Source organism: Flavitalea antarctica, assembly GCF_054461535.1.
In genome coordinates, this window is sequence record NZ_JBTLQG010000019.1 from 33644 (window position 1) to 55907 (window position 22264).

The following is a 22264-nucleotide window of genomic DNA, read 5'->3' on the forward strand; positions in this document are numbered from 1 at the left end:
GCGATATGAAAAAATTCTTTGTTATTGGTCTGTCAGTATTGATTTCCTCAGCCGGCTCAATGGCTCAGTTGAAAGTTATAAGACTGATAGATGAGAAGGCTACTAAAGAAACAAAGGCGCTGGCCGTCAATCTTCAAAAATTGTCAGCAAAACATATTTTATTCGGGCACCAGCATGCGACCGAATATGGACACGGGTGGAGCGGTGATGCGGATCGCTCCGATGTAAAATCCGTCACCGGGTCCCATCCGGCTGTCATCGGGGTTGATTTCAGTGCATTGTCTGGCAGGCCGGAACATGAAATCGCCAAAAACATGGCTGCTTTACGCAACAATATAACGGACACCTATAACCGCGGTGGCATTACAACCGTAGCCTGGCATTTTTCAAATCCTGCCTCTGGCGGTGGATTTTATTGGAAGGACAGCGTCTCAGTACCGGCGGTGAAGCTCATCATCCCTGGTGGTTCTCATCATGTGGAGTACAGGAAAATATTGCGTACGATCGCGACGCTTGCGAATTCAGTCAAGGGAAAAGATGGAAGTTCTGTGCCAATGATCTTCAGGCCTTATCATGAATTCGATGGAGACTGGTTCTGGTGGGGCAGGAGACACTGCACTGCTGAAGAGTTCAAAACTTTGTGGAGGTTTACGGTAAGTTACCTGAGGGATAGTTTGGGCGTACACAATTTTATCTATGCATTCTCACCCGATAATAAATTCGAAAGTGAAGCGGCATTTCTCGAACGATATCCGGGCGATGCCTATGTTGATATGGTTGGCATGGATAATTACGGTGACTGGGGCAGAGAAGGGAAGTATGATATTCCGGGTGGGATAAAAAAACTTCAGATAGTATCTGCTTATGCCCGGAGAAAGGGGAAACTTGCGGCTTTTACTGAAACAGGACTCGAGTCGATACCAAATGGTTCATGGTGGACAGAAACCTTATTGAAATCCCTGAAAGATTCAAATCTAAGGTTATGTTATGTCCTTGTCTGGCGCAATGACAGCAAAAGCCAGATTCATTTTTACGCCCCATATCCCGGCCATTCGAGTGTGCCCGATTTTATGAAGTTTTACAATGACGACTTCACACTTTTTGAAAATGATCTCAGGGATATTTATAAGTGATGTAATGTCATAGCCCTTCTTTTGCAGACAGCCCAGGTATTTTTTCATTCAACTTATCAATATTGCCAGGTTTAAGCACTCCATTGACCTTTTCTGCAAGAATAGTATCATGATTGATCAAAATATCAGGACTTAAGAATTCAAAAAGGAGATAGATTGAATTTAAATTCTAGCTCTTATGTCAAAACGCTTGCCTATCCGGAGGAGTGCTCCGGACCCTCGACTCCATGGAATATGCAGAAGATTCCTTGTCCTGCTCTTTGCGATTATTTCTTCCCAATTTATGTATGCTCAGTCTACCGTTACCGGTCGTGTCCTGGCCGGTGATTCTGCGCTTTCCGGTGCCACCGTACAGATAAAGGGAACTGCCACAGCCACCCAGACGGATGAAAACGGCAACTTTACGATCAGTGCAGCACCTACTGCAACGCTGATCATTTCTGCCGTGGGGTTCACTCCGCAGGAAATCAAGATAGACAATCGTACCAGTCTTAACGTAACACTGGTAAGTACAGCTACCCAACTTGGTGAGGTAGTGGTGGTTGGTTACGGAACCCAAAGAAGGCAGGATGTAACGGGCGCAGTCAGTAGTATTAATGCGGCAACCATTGAAAAGGTTCCGGTGAATACCATAGACCAGGCATTACAGGGACGTGCGGCCGGGGTTCAGGTTATTAATAATGATGCAAGACCGGGAGCAACAGTTTCAGTTCAGATCCGTGGAGTTGGTAGTCTTGCAACCAATGGAAATGAGCCACTGTATGTAGTCGATGGCTATCCGATCAGCGGTGGCCTTAATAATATAAATCCCAACGATATAGCATCTATCGACGTGTTGAAAGATGCCTCAGCTGCGTCTATATATGGAGTAAGAGCTGCAAACGGTGTAGTAATTATTACAACAAAAAGGGGACGTAAAGATGGTATGCAGGTTTCACTTGATGCAAGTCTTTCGTTTCAATCCGAACCCAAACGATACGATGTGCTGAACGCCCAGCAATTCAGTGCATTGTCAATAGAGGTTGACAAGGACTCTACCCAGGGAAGTTTTACTCCATTGCCTGAATGGAGCAACCCGGCATCGCTTGTAAGTGTTGACTGGCAGGACGCCCTGTATCGCCAGGGCTTAAAAGAAAATTATAATCTGGCGATCCGTGGTGGTAGTGACAAAATACAAACAGCCTTCTCCATTGGCTATAACGGCCACAAGGGGATCGTTGAACAATCTTATTTTAAAAGATTTAACCTTGGCCTGAACGTTGATTACGCTGTAGCTAAATGGTTGAAATCTTCAACCAGTGCCAAGTATGCCAGGCAGGATCAGAATACTCCTTTTGGTACAGGCGGCCTGCAACAGCTGACTGAGTTGATACCAACAATAACCGGGAATAAACTAACCAACCTGATTAAAGACGGTGCGGGAAACTATGGATTTTATAATCCCATCAATATTTATACAAAAAGCTGGGGCAATCCGCTCTATACGATTGAGAGCAATGATTATGTGAATCTCAGTAATTATTTTCTTGCAAATACTTCGCTTGAAGCCACCATAGTACCAGGGCTTCGCTTCAAAACAAATTTCGGGGTAAACATCAGTGATTACTCAGGATATTATTTTCAACCTGAAGATCGTCGCTGGGATGAACAATATGGACTGGGAGGTGCTAACCAGGATGCCTTATACTCACAGAGTGCTAATAATAGTTTCGAATGGGTTTGGGAGAATACCCTTTCTTATACCAAATCATTCGGTGATCATAATATAGATGTTGTAGCAGGAATCTCCGCCCAGGAAAATACTTACCGTTATATCTCTGCCCAGGGTAACAGGCAGATCAACAATGCGCTCAGAGATGTTGCGCAGGTCCAAAACCTTACTGCCACAGGCAGCCAGTCAACAAATTCTCTTGCTTCGCAGTTTGGACGTATTAACTATCGGTATGCTGACAAATATTACGTGACCGGTACCGTGAGACGGGATGGTGTATCGAAGTTTGCACCGGGCAATGAGTATGGTGTGTTTCCCTCCGGTTCGGTAGCCTGGAGAATGAAGGGCGAAAGATTTATGGAAAACGTAAACTGGTTGTCGGACCTTAAGATCAGGGCGAGTTATGGTGTGATGGGGAACCAGGCGCCGATCAGTCCTTTCCAATACCAGAATTTATTTTCAACTGGTGGGCCGGCAGCATCTGCTAATAATTTCGGTTACACATTTAATAATGTGTACCAGGGAGGGTTGGCACCAGTCCAACCGGCTAATCCATCACTCAAATGGGAAACAGATTATACGACTGATATTGGAATTGATGCAAGCTTCATGAACGGTGCTCTATCGGTAAGCGCCGACTACTACATCAGGCGGTCAGAAGATTTCCTGCTGAACTTGCCGGTTTCATCACAGGCAGGTTACAGCCAGAACCTTGCTCAGAACGTAGGTGAAATTGAAAACAAGGGATTCGAATTTGCGGTAAATTATAACCGCAGTGTAAATAAAGATTTCAGTTATGGGGTTGGGCTGACGTTTACAACCATCGATAATAAATTACTAAGTATCAACAAAAGCCTTGCCTTTATTGATAATCTGGTAACCATCACGGGCCTTAACGCAAACGGATGGAACCAATTCAGCCGCACAAATATCGGGCAGCCCATAGGTGAGTTTTTTGGATACCAGTCATTAGGCATATTCCAGAACCAGGGTCAGATTGATGCATTAAACAAAGCATCGGCAGCAAAAAACCCAAGCTTCCCGTTTTACCAGAAAAATGTAACGGCACCGGGTGACCGATATTTCGCAGACATAAATGGCGATGGCCATGTTGACGCTACAGACCGGACAAGTCTTGGTAGTCCTATTCCTAAATTTTTTGGAGGTCTGAACCTCGATGCTACCTATAAAAGATTTGACTTCAATATCTATTTCTATGGTAGTTACGGCAACAAGATTTTTAACTACCAGGCACGTATGCTGGAAAGCTTCCAGGCTCCTGGTTTTGTTGGTGTACAAAATGTCGGACTTGATTATTTCACCAATCACTGGACCCCATCAAATCCATCAAACAGGTATACACGGTTAACGTATAATGATGACGTTATCGCAAGCAATGTTCCTTCCAGTCAATATGTGGAAGATGGCAGTTATCTCCGTTTGAAAAACCTGCAGGTTGGCTACACGATACCTGCGCAGAAATTTAACGGCGTACCAATTCCAAAGATCAGGGTGTACGCTTCTACACAGAACCTGTTTACGATCACTAATTATTCAGGGCTTGATCCTGAGATAGGTGTATCGGGTGGCAGCGCAACGGCATCAGGTGTTGATGCGGGTACCTATCCATTGTCGAGATTTTTCACATTGGGTTTAAATGTAATTTTCTAATTGGAACAGATTAAATCTATCAAGATGAATAAAAAGATATTGATCATGCTGGCGGTATCGCTGATGGTGATACCACTGGCTTGTAAAAAAAGCTTCCTGCAGCAGGATAACTATACACAGCTGACCAGGGAATCATATTTTACCAAAGCTTCGGATGGAGTAGCGCTGGTGAATTCAATATATGATACCTATCAGAACGCCGATCTGCTCAAGAAATCGATCTGGTATTATGCTAATTTCCAGACCCACGATTTCTTCAACTGGGGTAACGACCGGTTTTACAATTATTATGATATCCAGACAAACTTTGGCCCGATCAGGGTTTTCTGGCAACGCTCTTACGTGGGAATAGCGAGGGCGAACACAGCGATTGAAATAATTCCAGATATGAAAACCAAAGGTGTCATTACAGCCGAACTGGGTGACCGTTTACTTGGGGAAGCTTATTTTTTACGTGGCCTCACTTATTATTACCTGGCAGGAAGTTTCGGGGGAGTTCCACTCGAACTTAGTTCCATAACCGATGGTCTTAAGCCCCGTGCTTCACAGGATTCAGTATTCAGGCAGGTTGTTGCCGACATGCAGCAAGCTGCAACTTTGCTTCCCTTTAAAGAAGGTTACCCTGCATCTGAAACAGGACGGGCCACCAAAGGTGCAGCGTTAGCTTATCTCGGGGCTGCAAAAATGTGGCTGAAAGATTATGCAGGCGCACTTGCCGATTTCAACCAGCTTGAGGGTAAATACCAATTGCTTCCGAATTTCATTGATGTCAATGAATTTGACAAGGAGAACAATGCAGAATCGATCTTTGAAGTTCAATTCGCCGTCAATGGAACCCAGAGCTGGGGCGCAGGTAATGAGGTCGCCTGGATCTCAGATTTCAGCTGGCCTGAAGAAGTATCCAATTTCGGATATGATTACGGCAATCCCGGTTTGTATCTTTCCTATCAACCCGGAGATACCCGTAAGCTCGCCACTATTATTGGTCCGGGAGATTCTTCTGTGAGTCCGGGAATTATCAGGAGAGGTGGAATACGATCCTATCCGTTGGTAATTTCAGGATTTGCAAGTACTAATCCGGCTACAAAAGCCAAGTACACTGGTGATGATGGCAAAATCATCAATTCAGTCGGTACCAAATCGAATCCATGGTATGGTTCAGATGGCGATGGATTGAGAACCGGATTTTATTGTGCGAAAATGTGGCGCGATCAAACCCTGAATGCCAACTCTGGTGATGGTACCATTTTCGGCGCACAGAACCAGATCCTGATGCGGTACGCCGAAGTATTATTGAGTAAGGCTGAATGCCAGGCCCGTACCGGTGACAATGCCGGTGCCCTTGCAACAATCAAACGGGTAAGAGACCGGGCATTTGGCGGAACCGCTCCGGCTGTAATGCAGGATGGTGCAAAATATGATGGCACACCTGCAGCGCCAATTACCGATCCGCTTCAGATGGTTTATAGCGAATACCGTCACGAATTATCGGGAGAGTATTCAGTGTTTTATCTGTTACGTCGTGCAGGTATTGAACGAGATTTCGTAAAGACCACATATGGTACCCAGGACAACAACACCAACATGATCGTTAATCCCGCAGCAAGCATAAGGAACCAGGATCCCGATAATGGCGGAAAGCTGCATGGTTTGTATAACAATTCGATACCTGCAGGTAAAGAATTGTACCCGATACCTGAACTTGAAATCGGTCTCAATCCAAATCTGAAACAGAACCCAGGATATAATTAAACCTGTTGACTATAAGGTTCAGTAAAACTGTCTGATCCTGTAAATACTTCAAAATATTTTTTTCTCTGTACGCCTCTTGAAAGTCAGCCGCTTTCAGGAGGCTTTTTTTTTAGGGACAGGGCAACTTAATACTGCCTTGAAATAAATTGTACCCAGGCCTTAACTCTTTTTAATTTCCAATGTTATTCCAAAAATGCCTGATAAATCCAGGAATTTTAAAAAAATGGAACCAAAAGACTTCCGTACAAGGATCGGTATACTTGGTGGTGGCCCTTCCGGTTTATTCGTCTTCAAACGCCTGGTAGAAAGCGGTCGGGAGGATCTCGAGATAAGCCTGTTTGAGAAAAAGAATCAACTGGGAGCGGGTATGCCCTATAGTTATGATGGGGCTTGCCATGAACATATCACCAATGTTTCGGGTAACGAGATCCCTGATATCGTTAACTCCATGAAAAATTGGATCCGGACCGCTTCTCCGGAAGTGTTGAAACCATTTAATATGGTTGCGGAAAAGTTCAATGATTACAAGGTGGTTCCGAGACTGCTGTTTGGTCAATACCTGGAGGATCAGTTCAAATCATTGTTGAAGCAGGCAAAAAAGCAGGGCATCATCACCCATATATTTCTTGAGACCGTGGTAACCGACATGGTCGACAATTCAGACCTGAACGAAGTTATTGTGATCGCCGGAGAGAAAAGTTACCATTTTGACCATGTTATTATGACGACCGGCCACTACTGGCCCACAAAAAATGAGGGGTTAATACCAAACTATTTTGATTCTCCTTATCCACCGGCAAAGCTAAAGCTTGAAGCCAATTTTCCGGTGGCTATCAAAGGAGCTTCACTCACAGCAATAGATGCGATCCGAACCCTGGCAAGAGAGAACGGATCTTTTATCAAAGGCGAGGACGGAGCGGTCAGTTATCAGCTTAATGAAACCAGCCCTGAATTCAGACTTGTGATGCATTCCATAGATGGATTGCTTCCAGCCATCCGTTTTCACCTCGAGGATACTAACCTGTTAGGTAACCCCAGGCTGAGTGAAGAGGAAATTAAGGCAAGCATCGAAGCAAACGATGGATTTATACCTCTTGACTATTTGTTTGAAAAAAATTTCAAGGATCCTATCCGTGAGCAGGATCCCGAATTTTATGAGATGATCAAAGACATGAACATTGAAGCCTTTGTTCAAAAAATGATGAGTCTTAGGGAGCGGCTTGATCCTTTCGTACTTTTCAGGGCAGAGCTTGTTGAAGCAGAAAGATCAATCCGGAAGAAACAATCAATTTATTGGAAGGAAGCGCTGGCAGAACTGAGTTTTACCCTGAATTATCCTGCTAAATATTTATCAGCTGAAGATATGATCAGGCTCAAGCGAACTTTGATGCCGCTGATCTCCATTGTAATTGCATTCGTGCCACAGAGCTCCTGCCTTGAACTGCTTGCTCTGTATGATGCGGGTATACTGAGCCTGGTGCCGGTTGACAAAGAAAGCCAGGTTTTTCCGCGGCCGGAGGGAGGAATTATATATAAGTATACTTCGCCCGATGGGGAATCCTGTACCACCAGTTACCAGATGTTTGTGAATTGTATTGGTCAGCCTCATTTTATGTATGAAGAATTTCCTTTCAAGTCACTTCTTCAGTCAGGAACCATAAGCCCGGCATTGTTGAAATTCAGATCAAGGGAGGCTGGTGCTGAAGGCATGGACAACAATGACCAGGTTGAAAAACATAGTGATGGGGATTATTACCTGCGAGTGCCTGGAGTGAAAATAAACGACCATTTCCAGGTATTGGATAAATACGGTGCCTATAGTGAAAGAGTCTTTGTAATGGCAGTACCGCATATTGGCGGTTTTAACCCCGACTATTCAGGGCTTGATTTCTGCGAAGCGGCATCAGAGAAAGTGGTGTCCCATTTATCAACGCTGTCAAGTTTAAAATAACCCAGGTGTAACTCGTCTTCCGGCTGATCTTCAACCAGTGGGGTAATGGAGAGACTGTATTGCGTTTTAGTGATGGCAGGGAGAATATCGGGAATGGCAAAAAAGTCATCCACATCAACTCCATAACGGTCATCAATATGCGCTCTTGCACCTTTGAAACCGGTATGGCGAAAAAAAGCGACTTGTTTTGCCTTTGCCACTGCCTCCCCCTTATCCGCAGCCGCTATGATCATTTTATAATGAAATTCTTCAAATTCACCGGCTTTATACCCCCCGAGGTTGATAAAAAACAATTGCACCGCGCTGGGAACTCCGGGTGAAGGGAGGACAGCGATTTTGTGGCCGTCAACTTTTGTCACTTCACGCCACGCGTCAAAATGCAGACTTTTTTTTGCCTCCGGCCAGAATGCCTGCACCTGGGGAATAACCTCACGGATAGTTTCACCGATCGTGAAAAAAACGTCATGTTGTTCAACGTGCCTTCCAGGTGGTGTACAACCAATCAGTAACATAAAAAGTTTTGGCATAGATGCAAATTTAGCCGCAAATATTCTATTTCTTTAAGCCGGAATTTCAATTAATTTCACCTTACCCTATACAGTAATCATATGGAAAGTCCAAAACTAAAAGCGTTTCTACCTGTTTTCTACCTTGTATGGTCTGACGATCTTTTGACTCAAAAAGAACTGGGCACTTTAAGTGAATTTATAAACGCCCAGGACTGGCTGAGCAACCATGAACAGGAGATATTGCTGGCGAATGTTGACATCTCAGCCCCGCCTTCACGTCAGCAACTTGCGAAATGGAAGCATGAGATCCAAAAAAGCTTACAGGCAAATCCCGAGGCCACCGGAATATTTGATCTGTCGGTCTGGCTTTCCAACAATGATGAATCCATCATCCAGTTGAAACCTGTATTCTCAAAACTTGAAAACGACCTTGGAATATTAGGCGATGAGATTGTCACCAATTTCAGCAGTCATACCGAAACCCTCACCACCCGTTACCATACCGTCAGTAGTTTCGACATCAGGAAACTGACAGCCGTGCTTGACGGTCCGCAGGCACTTATCATCCGGAAGGTGAAGTTATTGCTCAGTCGCCCGGAATTTGCCTATGAAACATCAACGGATACAGCTGTTTACCGGGAGAAGGTTTATGAATGGTGTAAGATCCTTGCAAGGGAGAATCTCGGCAATATGGGTTATCCCCATCAGTATGGTGGCGGTGAAAACATGGCTGATTATTTTGCCATCATGGAAACGTTGAGTTATCATGACCTGAGCCTGGTCATCAAATTCGGGGTGCAGTTCGGTTTGTGGGGCATGAGCGTGCAATCGCTCGGTACCGAAAAACATCATCGCAAATATCTCGCTGATATCGGTTCACTGAAAATACCGGGATGTTTTGCAATGACGGAAACGAACCATGGCTCAAATGTAAAAGGTATAGAGACCATTGCGACTTATCAACATGACAGCAGGACATTTGTCATTCACACACCGCATCCTGATGCCAGGAAAGAATATATTGGCAATGCTGCCTTGCATGGACAAATGGCAACAGTGTTTGCAAAACTCATTATCAGGGATAAGGATTATGGTGTAAATGCATTTATTGTTCCACTGCGTGATGCTAACGGAGTAGTACAACCGGGAATTTCAGTCGGGGACTGTGGTCTGAAGATGGGACTTAATGGAGTTGATAATGGCACCATTATTTTTGATAAGGTTGTTATTCCGAAAGATAATATGCTGGATCGGTTCGCCTGCGTGAATGAAGCAGGTGAGTTTGAAAGCTCTATTCCCAGCGATAACAGGCGGTTCTTTACCATGCTGGGTACATTGGTCGGGGGAAGGATAGGGATACCCAGGTCGGCGTTGTCAGCAGCCAAATCAGGCCTGGCGATTGCCATCAGGTACAGCGACCGGCGCCGGCAGTTTGGTCCTGAAGGCGGTCCGGAGGTTCCGATTTTGAATTACCGCATGCATCAGAGACGCCTGATGCCACTGCTTGCACGGAGCTATGCGATCCATTTCGGTCTGCAATATCTTACCCGTCGGTTCTTAAAGAAGACTGAAACCGAGATGCAGGAGATAGAGGCACTTGCTGCAGGAATGAAATCTTACTCAACCTGGAGTACCAGCCAGATCCTGCAGGAATGCCGCGAAGCCTGCGGTGGTAAGGGTTATCTTTCAGAGAACCGAATCGGTGCGTTGAAAAACGATACCGAGATCTACACCACCTTTGAGGGCGACAATACCGTGCTGATGCAGCTGGTGGCCAAAAACCGGTTGGCAGAGTTCAGGAAAGAATTTGGTCAGATGAATGCAGTAGGCATGATCTACTATGTATATGAAAACGCCAAAACAGCTCTTTCAGAGAAAAATCCTATCGTTACCCGTAAGACTGATGAAGCGCATTTGCTCGATGACCAGTTTCAACTGCATGCGCTGGAGCATCGTGAAAAGACAACGCTGGCTTCGGCCGCAAAAAGGTTGAAGAAACTGATAGACAGCGGGCTCGATTCATATGATGCCTTTAATGTGACACAACACCAGATGCTTGATGTTGCCCGGGCATGGCTGGACAGGATAATATTTGAGCAGTTTCAACTTGCCGTATCAAAAATTGAAGATGATAAAGTGAAAGCAGCATTAAAGCGCCTGCAACAATTATTTGCCCTGTCGGTCATTGAACAAAACAAGGGTTGGTACCTTGAAGATGGATACATGGAGGCCGTGAAGACCAAGGCAATCCGGAAGATGGTGAACCAGCTTTGCTGGGATATCAGGAAAGATGCCGTGCCCCTGGTTCAGGCGTTTGATATTCCTGACTCATGTCTTGCAGCACCGATAGCTTTCTGATGAAGCTTCCGACTGCAACATCTCTAAGTCTTTATAAGTTTTTCGTATCATGCCGAGTAAAGATTTTCCCTGTTTCATTAAGAGATAATAAACGATGTGCAAATGAGATCAAAATGGAGAATGAATTTGATGCTGGTTGTCTTTTTGTTCTTCCTGTTGCATTGGTCATGCCTGGCGTCAGACGAGATACCACAATGGTCAAGATTTGAAAAAACTTTTACAAGTGCGCGTGAGTATGCCAACGTCTTGTATGATGTGAAAAAATTCGCGGTTCGTTTTGTGTCTCCCACCGGTCGGATCAAAACCATCAATGGTTTCTGGGATGGGGCGCTACAATGGAAGGTCCGTTTCTCTCCTGATGAAAAAGGAGCCTGGACCTGGGAATCTTTTTGTTCCGACTCCGTCAACAGCGGATTGCATGGTCTCAAAGGACAAATCAGTTGTATACCGAATTCAAGTCAGCTTGATATCTATAAACACGGAGCTGTGGTCCGTGAAAAATCTTCCTATCATCTCTCACATGCTGATGGATCACCCTTTTTCTGGGCCGCTTGTACTGCATGGAACGGAACCCTGAAGTCTACCGAAAAAGAATGGGATCAATACCTTACCAATCGCTCCCAAACCGGTTATAATGTGATCCAGTTTGTCACTACGCAATGGCGCGGCTCCGACAAGAACAGCCAGGGCCAGGTTGCCTTTGAAGGAAGTGGCCGGATAACAATCAATCCCGGGTTTTTCCGACACCTTGATGGTAAGATCGATGAGATAAATAAACATGGACTCGTGGCTGCCCCGGTTTTACTTTGGGCACTGGGAAGTGTACAGGGCAGGGAATTGAGCCCGGGTTATTACTTGCCGGAACATGAGGCCATTCTGCTGGCGCGATATATGGTGGCCCGTTACGGTGGAAACCATGTGATCTGGATACTTGGTGGTGATGGCAAGTACACGGAAGAGAATGAACAGAGATGGAAAAATATAGGCCGTGGTGTATTCAGGGAAGAACATCCGGGCCCGGTGTCACTTCACCCTGGTGGTGGCAGCTGGATAGGAGAGGCCTATGCCAGTGAAGATTGGCTTGATATCATCGGGTACCAGTCAGGGCATAACAATGGCCCCAATGCAATAAATTTTATGACCCGTGGACCGATATCCAGGATGTGGCACAGACTGCCTCCACGCGTGCTGATTAATATGGAACCGGTTTATGAGGAGATAGCGCCAGATATAACTGATAGGGACATACGAAATGCTGGTTACTGGAGTGTATTGAACGCTCCTGCGGCCGGTATTACTTATGGGGCAAATGGTTTATGGCCCTGGTTAAGAGACGGTGAGGAAATTCTGAATCATGCCGGGAAAGGGGAAAAGTCAAGCCGTTGGTACAAAGCGATCCTCTTACCGGGTAGTCTGCAAACCGGTTATCTCGCAAACTTTATGCGAAGTATCGAGTGGTGGAAACTCAGGCCCGCCCAGGAGTTGTTGACTGAACAACCAGGGGAACAACAGCCAGGTAACTTTGTTTCTGTTGCCCAAAGCAATGATCGCAAATTGATTGTTGTTTATATCCCAAAATCAACTCCGATAAAACTACTTAACCTACACAACAAAGAATACAATGTTCAGTGGTTTAATCCGTCTACGAATAAATTAACCAATGGCAGGATAATCCGGAAAAATAATCTTCTTGAAATTTCGCCTCCTGAAAATACCGACATGATATTACTGTTGAAGTCACAGGGCCAGGTAAAATAATTAACACAGGTATACGGGAAGCGCATGTATTACGATAATGAACCGTTAAAGACTAATCGACCAACCCTGCTTCGGCAACCAGGATCAACAATGCGTTTTGTATAGCTAAGTGACCCTTGTCATTTATCCACCATTCGTCCAGTGCATGTGCGCCACCACCAACACCACCTCTTCCGATAGTAACCGCCGGTACACCTTTGGAAATGGGAATATTTGAATCCGTAGAACTCATTCCCAGGCTCGGCGTTGCACCCAACAACATAGCTGAGGCCATACTTCTTTGAACCAGCGGCAGCGTATTACTTTGTACTCCCGATGGACGATCACCAACCAGCGCAACGTCTACGGTAAGATCACTACCTCTTCTTTTCATTTGATTTTCCTCGGTCAGCGCTTTCCTGATCGCGCCCTTTAATAAGCTATCTATGCCGCTCAGTCTTTCCGGTGATTCCGAACGCATATCAACCTCCATCCAGGATTCAAACGGAATGGCATTCACCGAGGTGCCGCCACCCATCACCCCAACATTGTATGTAGTTCTGGCGCCGCTACGTGTATATGTGTTGGCTTCCTGTATGAAATAATAGATGGCCCTCGCCGATGCATTATGCGGATTCGCGAGCCCGAATGCACCATAGGAATGTCCACCAGGGCCTTTGAAGGTTATGCGGTAACGGTGTGAACCGGTTCCACCTGAAGTTATTCCACCGATACCACCACCATCAATAGCTATGTAAGAATCAATCTTTGGCTTTTGATCAATGAATAATTGTTTCACGCCCCTGAGGTCACCCAAACCTTCTTCACCGACTATCCCTGCAAACAAGATATCAGCATCAGTTTTTACTTTTGCCAGTTTCATTGATTTCATCACGGCAAGTACAACTGCAAGCCCCCTTGTATCATCCCCGATGCCAGGTGCTTTTAAGGTGTCTCCGTGGTGTTTAACAATTACATCTGTCCCTTCGGGAAACACAGTGTCCAGGTGTGCTTCCAGGATAACTGTTTTCTTTCCGGATTTCCCTTTTATCAATGCCAGTACATTGCCGGCCTTATCGATCCATATTGAATCTGCACCGATCGCCTTAAGCATCTCCCTGAACTTTTCCGCTCTTTTTTCCTCTTTAAATGGCGGCGCGGGAATTTCATTAAGCGTGATCAGATCCCTGTTTGTCTCGGGTTCCAGATCCATGATAGCTTTGAACGCTGACCTGATAACAGGTTTCTCTGACAGGCTCTTCATTTCGGCCTGGTAACGTTTATCTACTGATACCTTAGAAGATTGCTGTCCACCGCTCTCCTGGGCCTGCAGGCCGGAGACACACATAATACAGGCAGACAGGTAAACTCCTTTGAGGAATAATTTCATGTGATGATGTTTATTTGTATAATTCATTAAATAATAATTTGAATGTTCCCTGGGTTTGACCACGGAACGTGATCTCCGGACCAAAAGCATATAGTTTACCCTTTCCGATGGAGGCAACAAAAGCAGCTACGCCATCTTGCAGGTAAGCTTGTCCCCAGGCCCATCCGCTGCGAAGTGGTTTATTTGAGGAGAACCATGCAATTGGTTTTACCTGGCCCCTTACAACTGCTTCCGGTGAAAGTTTAAAGACCGGGCTTGCATCAAAATAAACATCACTTTCTGAGCCCATACCCCAGGCAGCCGATTGGGTAGAATCTATGCTTACCCTTAAAATACTTCCGGGGATATAGAACTTTTCACCCGGTAAAGGTCTTTCCAATCCTCCATTCATTTCCATCAATGCATTACGTACGGGCAGTCCAAGATGGTATGCCAGGTTGGTACTGCTTCCGATGGTAACAACGGAACCACCTGCCTCCAGGAACTTCCTGATTTGTGGAATTGTAGTGTCGGCAGTTATTCTGCCTAAGGTGTTGTGATAAGCGGTGGGAATTTCATTACGGTTTGGCTGCCTGCCACCAAAACCTCCCCCGGTGTTGCCACCTCTTCCCACTGGAGGGATTGCACCGGTAACAAATACAATTACATCATATTTATCATTGAGATTTCCTTTATCAATTTCATTTGCATACAACATGCTGATGGGAAAGTGATGTTGTTCCATCAGCCACCGCACCCAGCCGGACGGCATTGACCCGCCATATGTATCCCACAATCCAATACGTAACCGGGAAACGCTGATCACATCAGCCGGCATCCGCGAAGCAGCAGTAATCCTGATGCCGAGTTCAGCAGCGGCTTTTTGAAGTATCGCTTTGCCGTTGGCAGGCACATAAAAGGTTCCGGGACCACCGGCAGCGCTTCCACTAACGCCTTTGGGCAACCGAAATACCCTGATCCCTGCTTTCAACAGATCGTTGACCGCTATAAAAGTATTATTTGACCTTGCATCCAGCAGGTATCCGGCCGCGTTAGTAACGGTGCTTTGTACCATGGGGGACTGGATCTCTCCGTAAGGTAACTTTTGAAACGGACCATCAAACCCGTTTAAGATCCGGTCGAACCGGACGCCCATGCTAAATGCGGGGGTCCAGCCTGCTGCATCATACGGTCTCACCGGGGGACCACCAGGGTATGCAAAATCATTTGGATGATCCTGCGGTTCGAACATATCCATGACATGAGGACGGAATGCCTGTGCTGTCTTGACTACAAAAGAACCTGCAGGATAATTTTTTCCCTGCACTGAAAACGCTGTTGTGGCTTTATGCACAGCTATTCCTGATCTGATGAGTGCATTGATAAATTTGACCGCGGTGGGAAAGTCAGCTTGATCGGCTGGGATGATATAACCACGAGGGTCACGAAGGGTTGAATCCTTCAGCACAATATCGAAATATCTTAAAGGAATGGTATCAGATGTACCGGTCCTGATCGCCCCGGTGGTATTCATGCCGGTTTCAACGGGTCTTGCATTACGCTGATCTTTTCTGAAAGCATTGTTGATGGAGTCGATATGTCTCGGAGAAAGACCCCAGTAATCCCGGCTTCCATTCATTATGGAATTTTTGCCCATCCGGTATATTCCATAAAGCAGATCTTTGCGATTGTTTACGGCATAGGTCAGCACTGCATAATTCAGGGAAACAGAATAGTCAATGGATTGCCGGAAATGCCAGACCTGCGGCGTCACCGGATTGGGTGTAGACATATTGGGTATAAGCCGGGAAGGGACCAGCGGTATTGCGGATGGGGTAGGGCTACCTATAATTTCTGTTAGTATTCCTACCATGTTATGGAAGTATGGTGTTGTACGCAAGCCCCCGTTCCACCAGGTTGAATAGTTTGAGCCTGCACGCTGCGTATAACCAGGTTTGCCTTCCCTGCTGAGACGATTGTTCATTGCTGCACCAACTCCATCCAGGGTGGTTACAAGCAAGGGATCGTATACATAATTAAAGGGATCGCGGTAAGGCGGCCCTGCAAGAACAGAACCCGCCGGGCCCGTCTGGTGATGGTTATAAACGATCTGGGGCATCCACTCGACATACTGCTGCTGGCTGATGTTCCTGGTTTCTTTCATGTTATTCATGAAAAAATCCCTGTTATTATCATGACCTATGTATTTCTGGTAAAGCCTGGGTAACTGGGAATATGAGCGTTTTTTCGGGTCAGGATTTCTCATATACCAGTCTGATACCAATTCATGTCCGTCCGGGTTTGCATGGGTAAACAGGATAATGGTGTTATCAAGGATTTCCATTGTCTCGGCATCCTTCCTGCTTACAAGCTGGTACATAGATTCGATCAACTGGTGTGCTCCAACCACCTCTGTAGCATGTAAGCCGCCATCTATCCAAACGACAGCTTTGCCTTCTGCAGCAAGCGCTAAAGCCTGCTGGTCATCGATGTCTTCGGCCCGCGCCAGTCTGCGCGCCATGTCCTTATAATGGTCAAGGTTTTTGATGTTGGCGGGGCTAGACACAATCAACATATACTGATGACGGCCTTCTTCGGTAAGACCTATATCTACCAGTTTTGTTCTGTCCGATGTTGCCAGCTTTTTGAAATAGGCCTCGGCCTGGGTGTAGTTGGTCAGCTTGTAATCGTCACCGATGTCAAATCCAAAATGTTCTTTGGGTGAAGGAACTGTTTGACCATTTACCAGTGTGTGTATGCTGATACTCATCAGAACGGTAAGACAAAAAATACGGATCATCTAAAAACTATTAGTTGTTTAATTATGACGGAAAGATATGTCTGGCACTCATTGTTAACATTCATTTTTGGCTTTAACCCATGCCAGCAACACTATAATTTCATAAGTATGTTGCTGATCATCCACAGCATGACCAGCGCCATTGATATGAACTAAAACTGCCTGTGACCGGGAATATCGTTGAAGGCAAGGAATGTCGGGCTCCAGGTGTACATACATATATGGCTTATATGCATATGTATCATGAACCTGCTAAAAATAGGGCAAATAGACGATTTTTTAAATTTTGAATGTCCGGGAAGTAACCAGGCAATTGGGCCAGGCAATGGCAATGCATATGAAGGATTGCGTTCCTGTATCAAATTACTGTTCGGAAATGTGCATTTGCAAAATGCCGGGAAAGAATTTTTTATGAACTGCAGTCTGCAGGTAAAATAAATTTTATAACGAATTCTTAAAATAGTCTTTCAACTTATCTCAAACCTTCTTTGACGTTTATCAACTTATCTCAAATGGTTTTGGCACGCTCTCCAATAAAAAAAATTTTGCCAATCAACAGTCAAAAAGCTCATCAATTATCAGTCAGGAAAAGAAGAATGCTATCGTGATATGGTTTGACAAAGTAAAATGATACAAGGACTGTATCATTATCATACACTTCTGTAAACGCTCTTCCCGTAAGCATTTCATAATTAATGTTCTGCGAAATCGGTATATGTATTGGCACGTATACAATAACCATTAATCATCAAAACCATTAGTTATGAAAAAGATTATATTATCAATCAGCGTGCTTCTTGTATTATCATTTTCCTCTCTTGATGCAACTGCAAGCGTTAATCCCGGTGACAATCCTGAAGAAAAATTCAAGGCAGCATTTCCCACAGCTGAATGTGTGAAATGGAGCAGGGAAGGCGATTATAGAAAAGTGTCTTTTATGCTTTACGGAAAGGGGGCGCAGGCCTTTTTCAGCCCTGAAGGCGATTTGTTGGGTACCATGAGAAATGTTTTGTACGCAGATCTCCCGATCAAGATAATGATTGCAGTAAGAAAACGATTTGACAATTCTGTGCCTTATGCGATAACTGAAATCAATAGGGTTGACGGAACATATTATAAATTCTCCGTCGAAACAAAAAAACGCCGGTATGACGTTACGATTTCCGAGGACGGCAGCTTTACTAAAGTCGCAGCAAGATAAACTCAGCTATTCCTGTCCTGATCGTATTGTATACGTGCAACACCAACCTTAGCATTGCTGTCATGATCACTTCACATTCATTTTATAATAGCCTGGCAAGGTGTCTTGCTTGAAAATACCGTTAACGTATAACCGAAGTAGAGAAGTTCCTGTTTCATAAGAAAAAACCAGGAAGTATTGCTTCCTGGTTTTTTCCTGGTACCATGTTGGTAAAAGCATTTTATTTTTTCTCTTCAAACTTGTCTGCCACCACTTTAATACGTTTGTTGGGTTCCTTGTCTATTGTCACCACCAATGATACCACTCCGTCTTTACCTTCGATCACAATGGTGACGGCACCAGGGTCATCCCCGGGATCGGCTATTACCGTTTTGATCACTGTTTTACCTTCTTTATAAGGTATCTTCCAGTTACATGTATTGGAGATAAATGTTCCTTTCATCGTCCGGCCATTTTCATTGCCCGGCGAAATAAGTATCTCGGTCTTCGTTATCTCAATTGTAGTGTTTTCGTCAACCGTACGCATGACCGTATTGTTTGAATCCAGGTATAGCGTCTTCGATGATGTAAATACTGAATTCACATCACACTGGGCATTTAACCCACCGGTGGTGAGTAATAGTCCGCCTACACAAAAAAGAGCCGCGATTAACTTTTTCATTTGTCAGTTTTTTTATCGGTGTTAAAAGGAGATTCAGGTGTCAAGAAAGGAGATTAGCAAGGTTTATTCACTTGCTTTCAGGGCCCGCCCGTATTCCATTTCAGAGTTAATGGATTTTGCAGACCTGGTATAAGCTGACTGTATGTTCTCTGTGCGTGGCATTCTGGCGGCTATATGTGTTAGGAGATTTGATTTCTCAAAATCATTGTTTACCCGCCCGGCTTCTGAAATCAATGCGACCCAATCATCTTCAGAAACCGGGTTTCTATCCGCGATCTTTTTCATCAGGCTCACTTTCTCAAACTCACCATTCATATCGTGTACTACCATCAACACCCGGCCTATCCGCTGGTTTTCGGCGCCGCCGCGATCAAGCATCTTTTTCAATAATTCTGATTTTTCGTGATCTCCCCCGAGGCCGCCTGCTATCAGAGCCATCTCATGAAATATAGCATCACTGACAGGTTGATTAAGAACGTTCTCCAAAGCGCGTACTTTCTCGAAGTCACCATCCATGCTTTTTACCACTTGCAGATAAGCGCCGGCCGTTACAGAGTCTTTTAACCGGGAAGAGAATTGTTTTAAAAGATTGTTTTTTTCAAAATCTGCGCCCATCCCCTTTACGACCGAAAGAATGCCAACTGCTGTTGATGAATCGGGTGGTGTTTGTTTTATCATCACGTTAAGGACCTGTGCTTTCTCATGATCAGCATTCATTCCGGCAATTGTTTTAAGTATGCCCTGTAACGCAATACTGTCAGTAGGTTTTTTTAATAGATGTTTAAGAACGCCCGCTTTTTCATGGTCAGCTTCTATGCCGTTGACTATATCCAAATAGGTCACCGTCAAACTTGAATCCTTTAAGTGATCAGAAAGCGAGCGAAGCAATTTAGCTTTTTCAAAATCGGCTTCTATCGTCCCGGTTTTTTTGATTACTTCCAGCAAATCTGAATTTGAAAGGGTGTCGGTGTTGATCAGGAAATCATAATAAATGGCTTTGGTATAGTCATGCTCCATGGTTCCGGCTGCGGCCATCACTGCAGGTACACCGCCCTTTCTGTACAGGCGCTCAACTCTTCCTCTTGCATCAAAGCCCGTTTCGAGAATTGCTTTGATGGTCTCCGCAAGAATACGTTGCCCGTTGGCGTCATTTACGTTCAAGGCTTTACCGTCATCAGTGAGTTCATAAACAATTTTGCCTTCTTTGGATTGTACCTTAAGTTTCAGGTCATTATTTTTATATTGAAGGAAGCCATTTTGAGATATGCTTTCAACGGCCGTCTCCGCGTCATTAAAAATAATTCTGCCCCGGCTGCTTATTTCCTGTTCGTTTGTTCCATCGAATATGCGCGTTGTTGATACTCCATGCCTGTCGAAGCGCTGAATAGTAAAGTAAATGCTCAGCGAAAAAGTGAGCAATGTCAAAAATATCAGGACTGGTTTCATGTTGAATAGTTGTGAAAGTGTTTAGTGTTTATGCATGGTGTCATTCACCAGCATGTTGAATTGAATCCGGGACCGACTGTGTTTCTGTTTTTTTGATAAAATAGTAATAGCACAGAAAGCTTAGTGAGATACAAAAAGACATGATCATTACAGAGTGAATACCAAATGGCGGAAACAGTAACATCAGTGTAAAGCCGAGCCCGATGCCCCCGACAATGATCGCCCATTTGACTGCCGTGATGCGGCTGTCTTTTTTCTGTGGCTGCAGGAACTCATGGATGATTTTTTCGGAAGCACCCTTATCCATCATTTTGTTTTTCAGCTTGTAGTCGAGGAACATACGGATGATGGAAAGGAAGAAATTTGATATCAGGTAAATGACCAGTAAGATAGCGGTTGCCTGGAAAGTCTTTTCTAAAAACTCCCTGTCCCTGAAGGGATCATAGTTGACAATTTCCTGGGCATTCAATGCCAGTGACAGCAAAACAGTGCCGGTGAGTAGTGTTATTTTTTTCATCATTGTATTTTTCAAATTAGACTATTACTCTGGAATAATGTTGCAGATAATTCAGATATCCAGGCTGTTAATCCGATGAGTGTATTTGCGGTATTCATCGACCACCAGGAACACTGCAATCAGGAGAACGGTGATAATGATAAGGTATGTACCCATGACAGATACTTCTGCAACGATGTCCGTGAAGTAGTCCTGGAAGAGATAAACGGGAGTACCGATTAACCCGATTGCCATCAAACCGATCACGATCCCCGGCCATATAACTTTTGGTTTGGTCAGGTATCCTGTAGTTGGTGTATGTTCAATGGCTGACTTTGCAGGAATCGAAATACTCGCGTTGTCAACTACTGCGGAAAGATTTTGTTCCCTGATCTGGTCAAGAACAAGCCTGGAAATGTCAACATTAAAAACCGGCTTCGGAAGTTCTTCCAGGTCAGCAAAGAGCAACCGGTAATTTTCCGCGCGGGTTTTACAGTAATCGCAAATGAGTATATGCGTCTTTGCTGATTCATCGGGCATGTGTGCGTCCCAGATAAACTGCTGGATCATATCATCAGTAAGATGCAGGTTGTTCATAGTTCTTCTTTTTTATACCGTAGCAGCAGATTCGTTTTCAGCATCTTCCTGGCCCTGAAAAGATAGCTCCTGAGCGTACCCGTTGGCAAACCAGTCACGATCGCAATCTCTTCGTAGCTCATCTGTTCGTTATGGAAGAGCGTTATGAGCGTCTTGAAAACCGGTGGCAATTTTTCGACTTCAAGTTTAAGAATCGCTGCCTGCTGTTTCTGAAAAACAAAGGTTTCAATTTCCGGTTCAGTCGAAGCCGGGTGGTTGTGATCAGCATGCCCGGTTTCTTCATTATCAGTTCCGCACAGATCCGAAAGCACCAGTTTCTTTTTTTGCAGGTGACTGATGCATGTATTATAGGCAATCTGTGCGATCCAGGTTGACAATTTTGACTGAAACCTGAACCCGGGAAGGTTAGCAAACACCTTCAGGTATACGTCCTGCGCCAGGTCACGCCTGTCTTCCCTGTTCTCTACCAGTTTAAATACTATCTGAGCCACGAGCCCCTCCGTGTTTTTGATGATCTTCCCAAACGCCTGTGTGTCCCCTGACAAAACGGATTTTACCAGGCTCTTGTCTAAGTCATTATTTTCACTAATATGGTTCACTTATATGGATTTGACTGATGAAGACGGATAATGTTGCAAAAATTTTTAAATATCCGGGACATCGAAGAACAAACCTCCTGTTTCACGACAAGAATGAGCAATAATGTGACGAAACGCCACCTTTACGGGATTATCCCGCGCTGCCATCGCCCCCGTGGCACCACCACGATCGCTTAAGGCAAAAAAAGTAATCATTATTAACAACGAAAGGAAAAATAATCCTGTTGCTATTGGGACGATACGCAGAACTTGTACCGGTTTTCATGGTTCAAT

General features: G+C 44.8%; 15 protein-coding genes. 7 read left to right on the forward strand and 8 right to left on the reverse strand.

What is annotated here, in order from left to right; translation table 11 throughout:
* Positions 1-5 precede the first annotated feature (5 nt).
* The 4 genes from ACX0G7_RS16665 (at position 6) to ACX0G7_RS16680 (ending at position 8218) form a co-directional block, all read left to right on the forward strand.
* Positions 6-1133, forward strand: coding sequence for a glycoside hydrolase family 26 protein (locus ACX0G7_RS16665; RefSeq protein ID WP_458924641.1), 1128 nt, complete (start codon positions 6-8; stop codon positions 1131-1133).
* Positions 1134-1311: 178 nt separating this feature from the next.
* On the forward strand, positions 1312-4515 hold the full coding sequence (locus ACX0G7_RS16670) for a SusC/RagA family TonB-linked outer membrane protein (RefSeq protein ID WP_458924642.1): 3204 nt from the start codon (positions 1312-1314) through the stop codon (positions 4513-4515).
* 24 nt (positions 4516-4539) lie between these two features.
* On the forward strand, positions 4540-6267 hold the full coding sequence (locus ACX0G7_RS16675) for a RagB/SusD family nutrient uptake outer membrane protein (RefSeq protein ID WP_458924643.1): 1728 nt from the start codon (positions 4540-4542) through the stop codon (positions 6265-6267).
* 223 nt (positions 6268-6490) lie between these two features.
* A complete protein-coding gene (locus tag ACX0G7_RS16680) occupies positions 6491-8218 on the forward strand; it encodes an FAD/NAD(P)-binding protein (protein WP_458924644.1) in 1728 nt (575 codons plus the stop codon).
* On the opposite strand, the gene ACX0G7_RS16685 is transcribed toward ACX0G7_RS16680, so the two are convergent.
* Positions 8140-8745: a DUF1543 domain-containing protein gene (locus ACX0G7_RS16685; protein ID WP_458924645.1), complete on the reverse strand. Its 606-nt coding sequence runs from the start codon at positions 8743-8745 to the stop codon at positions 8140-8142. The two genes, ACX0G7_RS16680 and ACX0G7_RS16685, sit on opposite strands and share 79 nt — an antisense overlap.
* A gap of 81 nt (positions 8746-8826) precedes the next feature.
* Between ACX0G7_RS16685 and ACX0G7_RS16690 the strand changes: the two genes are divergently transcribed.
* Positions 8827-11085 (forward strand): acyl-CoA dehydrogenase family protein, encoded by a 2259-nt coding sequence (locus tag ACX0G7_RS16690; RefSeq protein ID WP_458924646.1) that lies wholly within the window; start codon positions 8827-8829, stop codon positions 11083-11085.
* Between the two features lie 102 nt (positions 11086-11187).
* Positions 11188-12843: an apiosidase-like domain-containing protein gene (locus ACX0G7_RS16695; protein ID WP_458924647.1), complete on the forward strand. Its 1656-nt coding sequence runs from the start codon at positions 11188-11190 to the stop codon at positions 12841-12843.
* A 52-nt stretch (positions 12844-12895) separates the two neighbouring features.
* On the opposite strand, the gene ACX0G7_RS16700 is transcribed toward ACX0G7_RS16695, so the two are convergent.
* Entirely contained in the window at positions 12896-14212 is a 1317-nt protein-coding gene (locus ACX0G7_RS16700) for a M20/M25/M40 family metallo-hydrolase (protein ID WP_458924648.1), read from the reverse strand.
* Between the two features lie 10 nt (positions 14213-14222).
* Positions 14223-16991, reverse strand: coding sequence for a M14 family metallopeptidase (locus ACX0G7_RS16705; RefSeq protein WP_458924649.1), 2769 nt, complete (start codon positions 16989-16991; stop codon positions 14223-14225).
* Positions 16992-17754: 763 nt separating this feature from the next.
* Between ACX0G7_RS16705 and ACX0G7_RS16710 the strand changes: the two genes are divergently transcribed.
* Positions 17755-18192 carry a hypothetical protein gene (locus ACX0G7_RS16710; protein WP_458924650.1) on the forward strand — a complete coding sequence of 146 codons (438 nt, stop codon included), beginning with the start codon at positions 17755-17757 and terminating at the stop codon, positions 18190-18192.
* Between the two features lie 220 nt (positions 18193-18412).
* Here the strand turns inward: ACX0G7_RS16710 and ACX0G7_RS16715 are convergent, their stop codons facing one another.
* The 5 genes from ACX0G7_RS16715 to ACX0G7_RS16735 all read right to left on the reverse strand — a co-directional run bounded on the left by ACX0G7_RS16715 (position 18413) and on the right by ACX0G7_RS16735 (position 21991).
* Positions 18413-18853: a hypothetical protein gene (locus ACX0G7_RS16715; RefSeq protein WP_458924651.1), complete on the reverse strand. Its 441-nt coding sequence runs from the start codon at positions 18851-18853 to the stop codon at positions 18413-18415.
* A gap of 63 nt (positions 18854-18916) precedes the next feature.
* Positions 18917-20299 carry a hypothetical protein gene (locus tag ACX0G7_RS16720; RefSeq protein WP_458924652.1) on the reverse strand — a complete coding sequence of 461 codons (1383 nt, stop codon included), beginning with the start codon at positions 20297-20299 and terminating at the stop codon, positions 18917-18919.
* Positions 20300-20339: 40 nt separating this feature from the next.
* Entirely contained in the window at positions 20340-20816 is a 477-nt protein-coding gene (locus ACX0G7_RS16725) for a hypothetical protein (RefSeq protein ID WP_458924653.1), read from the reverse strand.
* Between the two features lie 51 nt (positions 20817-20867).
* Positions 20868-21392, reverse strand: a complete 525-nt coding sequence (locus ACX0G7_RS16730; protein ID WP_458924654.1) for a hypothetical protein — start codon at positions 21390-21392, stop codon at positions 20868-20870.
* Positions 21389-21991 carry an RNA polymerase sigma factor gene (locus tag ACX0G7_RS16735; protein ID WP_458924655.1) on the reverse strand — a complete coding sequence of 201 codons (603 nt, stop codon included), beginning with the start codon at positions 21989-21991 and terminating at the stop codon, positions 21389-21391. Before ACX0G7_RS16735 ends, ACX0G7_RS16730 begins: the two co-directional genes overlap by 4 nt.
* Between the last annotated feature and the right edge of the window lie 273 nt (positions 21992-22264).

Excerpts from the sequence above, each read along its gene's own strand:
- ACX0G7_RS16710 (WP_458924650.1), top strand. The coding sequence starts at position 17,755 with ATGAAAAAGATTATATTATCAATCAGCGTGCTTCTTGTATTATCATTT.
- ACX0G7_RS16725 (WP_458924653.1), bottom strand. The coding sequence starts at position 20,816 with ATGAAAAAAATAACACTACTCACCGGCACTGTTTTGCTGTCACTGGCA.
- ACX0G7_RS16670 (WP_458924642.1), top strand. The coding sequence starts at position 1,312 with ATGTCAAAACGCTTGCCTATCCGGAGGAGTGCTCCGGACCCTCGACTC.
- ACX0G7_RS16695 (WP_458924647.1), top strand. The coding sequence starts at position 11,188 with ATGAGATCAAAATGGAGAATGAATTTGATGCTGGTTGTCTTTTTGTTC.
- ACX0G7_RS16680 (WP_458924644.1), top strand. The coding sequence starts at position 6,491 with ATGGAACCAAAAGACTTCCGTACAAGGATCGGTATACTTGGTGGTGGC.
- ACX0G7_RS16690 (WP_458924646.1), top strand. The coding sequence starts at position 8,827 with ATGGAAAGTCCAAAACTAAAAGCGTTTCTACCTGTTTTCTACCTTGTA.
- ACX0G7_RS16685 (WP_458924645.1), bottom strand. The coding sequence starts at position 8,745 with ATGCCAAAACTTTTTATGTTACTGATTGGTTGTACACCACCTGGAAGG.
- ACX0G7_RS16675 (WP_458924643.1), top strand. The coding sequence starts at position 4,540 with ATGAATAAAAAGATATTGATCATGCTGGCGGTATCGCTGATGGTGATA.
- ACX0G7_RS16700 (WP_458924648.1), bottom strand. The coding sequence starts at position 14,212 with ATGAAATTATTCCTCAAAGGAGTTTACCTGTCTGCCTGTATTATGTGT.
- ACX0G7_RS16665 (WP_458924641.1), top strand. The coding sequence starts at position 6 with ATGAAAAAATTCTTTGTTATTGGTCTGTCAGTATTGATTTCCTCAGCC.
- ACX0G7_RS16730 (WP_458924654.1), bottom strand. The coding sequence starts at position 21,392 with ATGAACAACCTGCATCTTACTGATGATATGATCCAGCAGTTTATCTGG.
- ACX0G7_RS16715 (WP_458924651.1), bottom strand. The coding sequence starts at position 18,853 with ATGAAAAAGTTAATCGCGGCTCTTTTTTGTGTAGGCGGACTATTACTC.
- ACX0G7_RS16720 (WP_458924652.1), bottom strand. The coding sequence starts at position 20,299 with ATGAAACCAGTCCTGATATTTTTGACATTGCTCACTTTTTCGCTGAGC.
- ACX0G7_RS16705 (WP_458924649.1), bottom strand. The coding sequence starts at position 16,991 with ATGATCCGTATTTTTTGTCTTACCGTTCTGATGAGTATCAGCATACAC.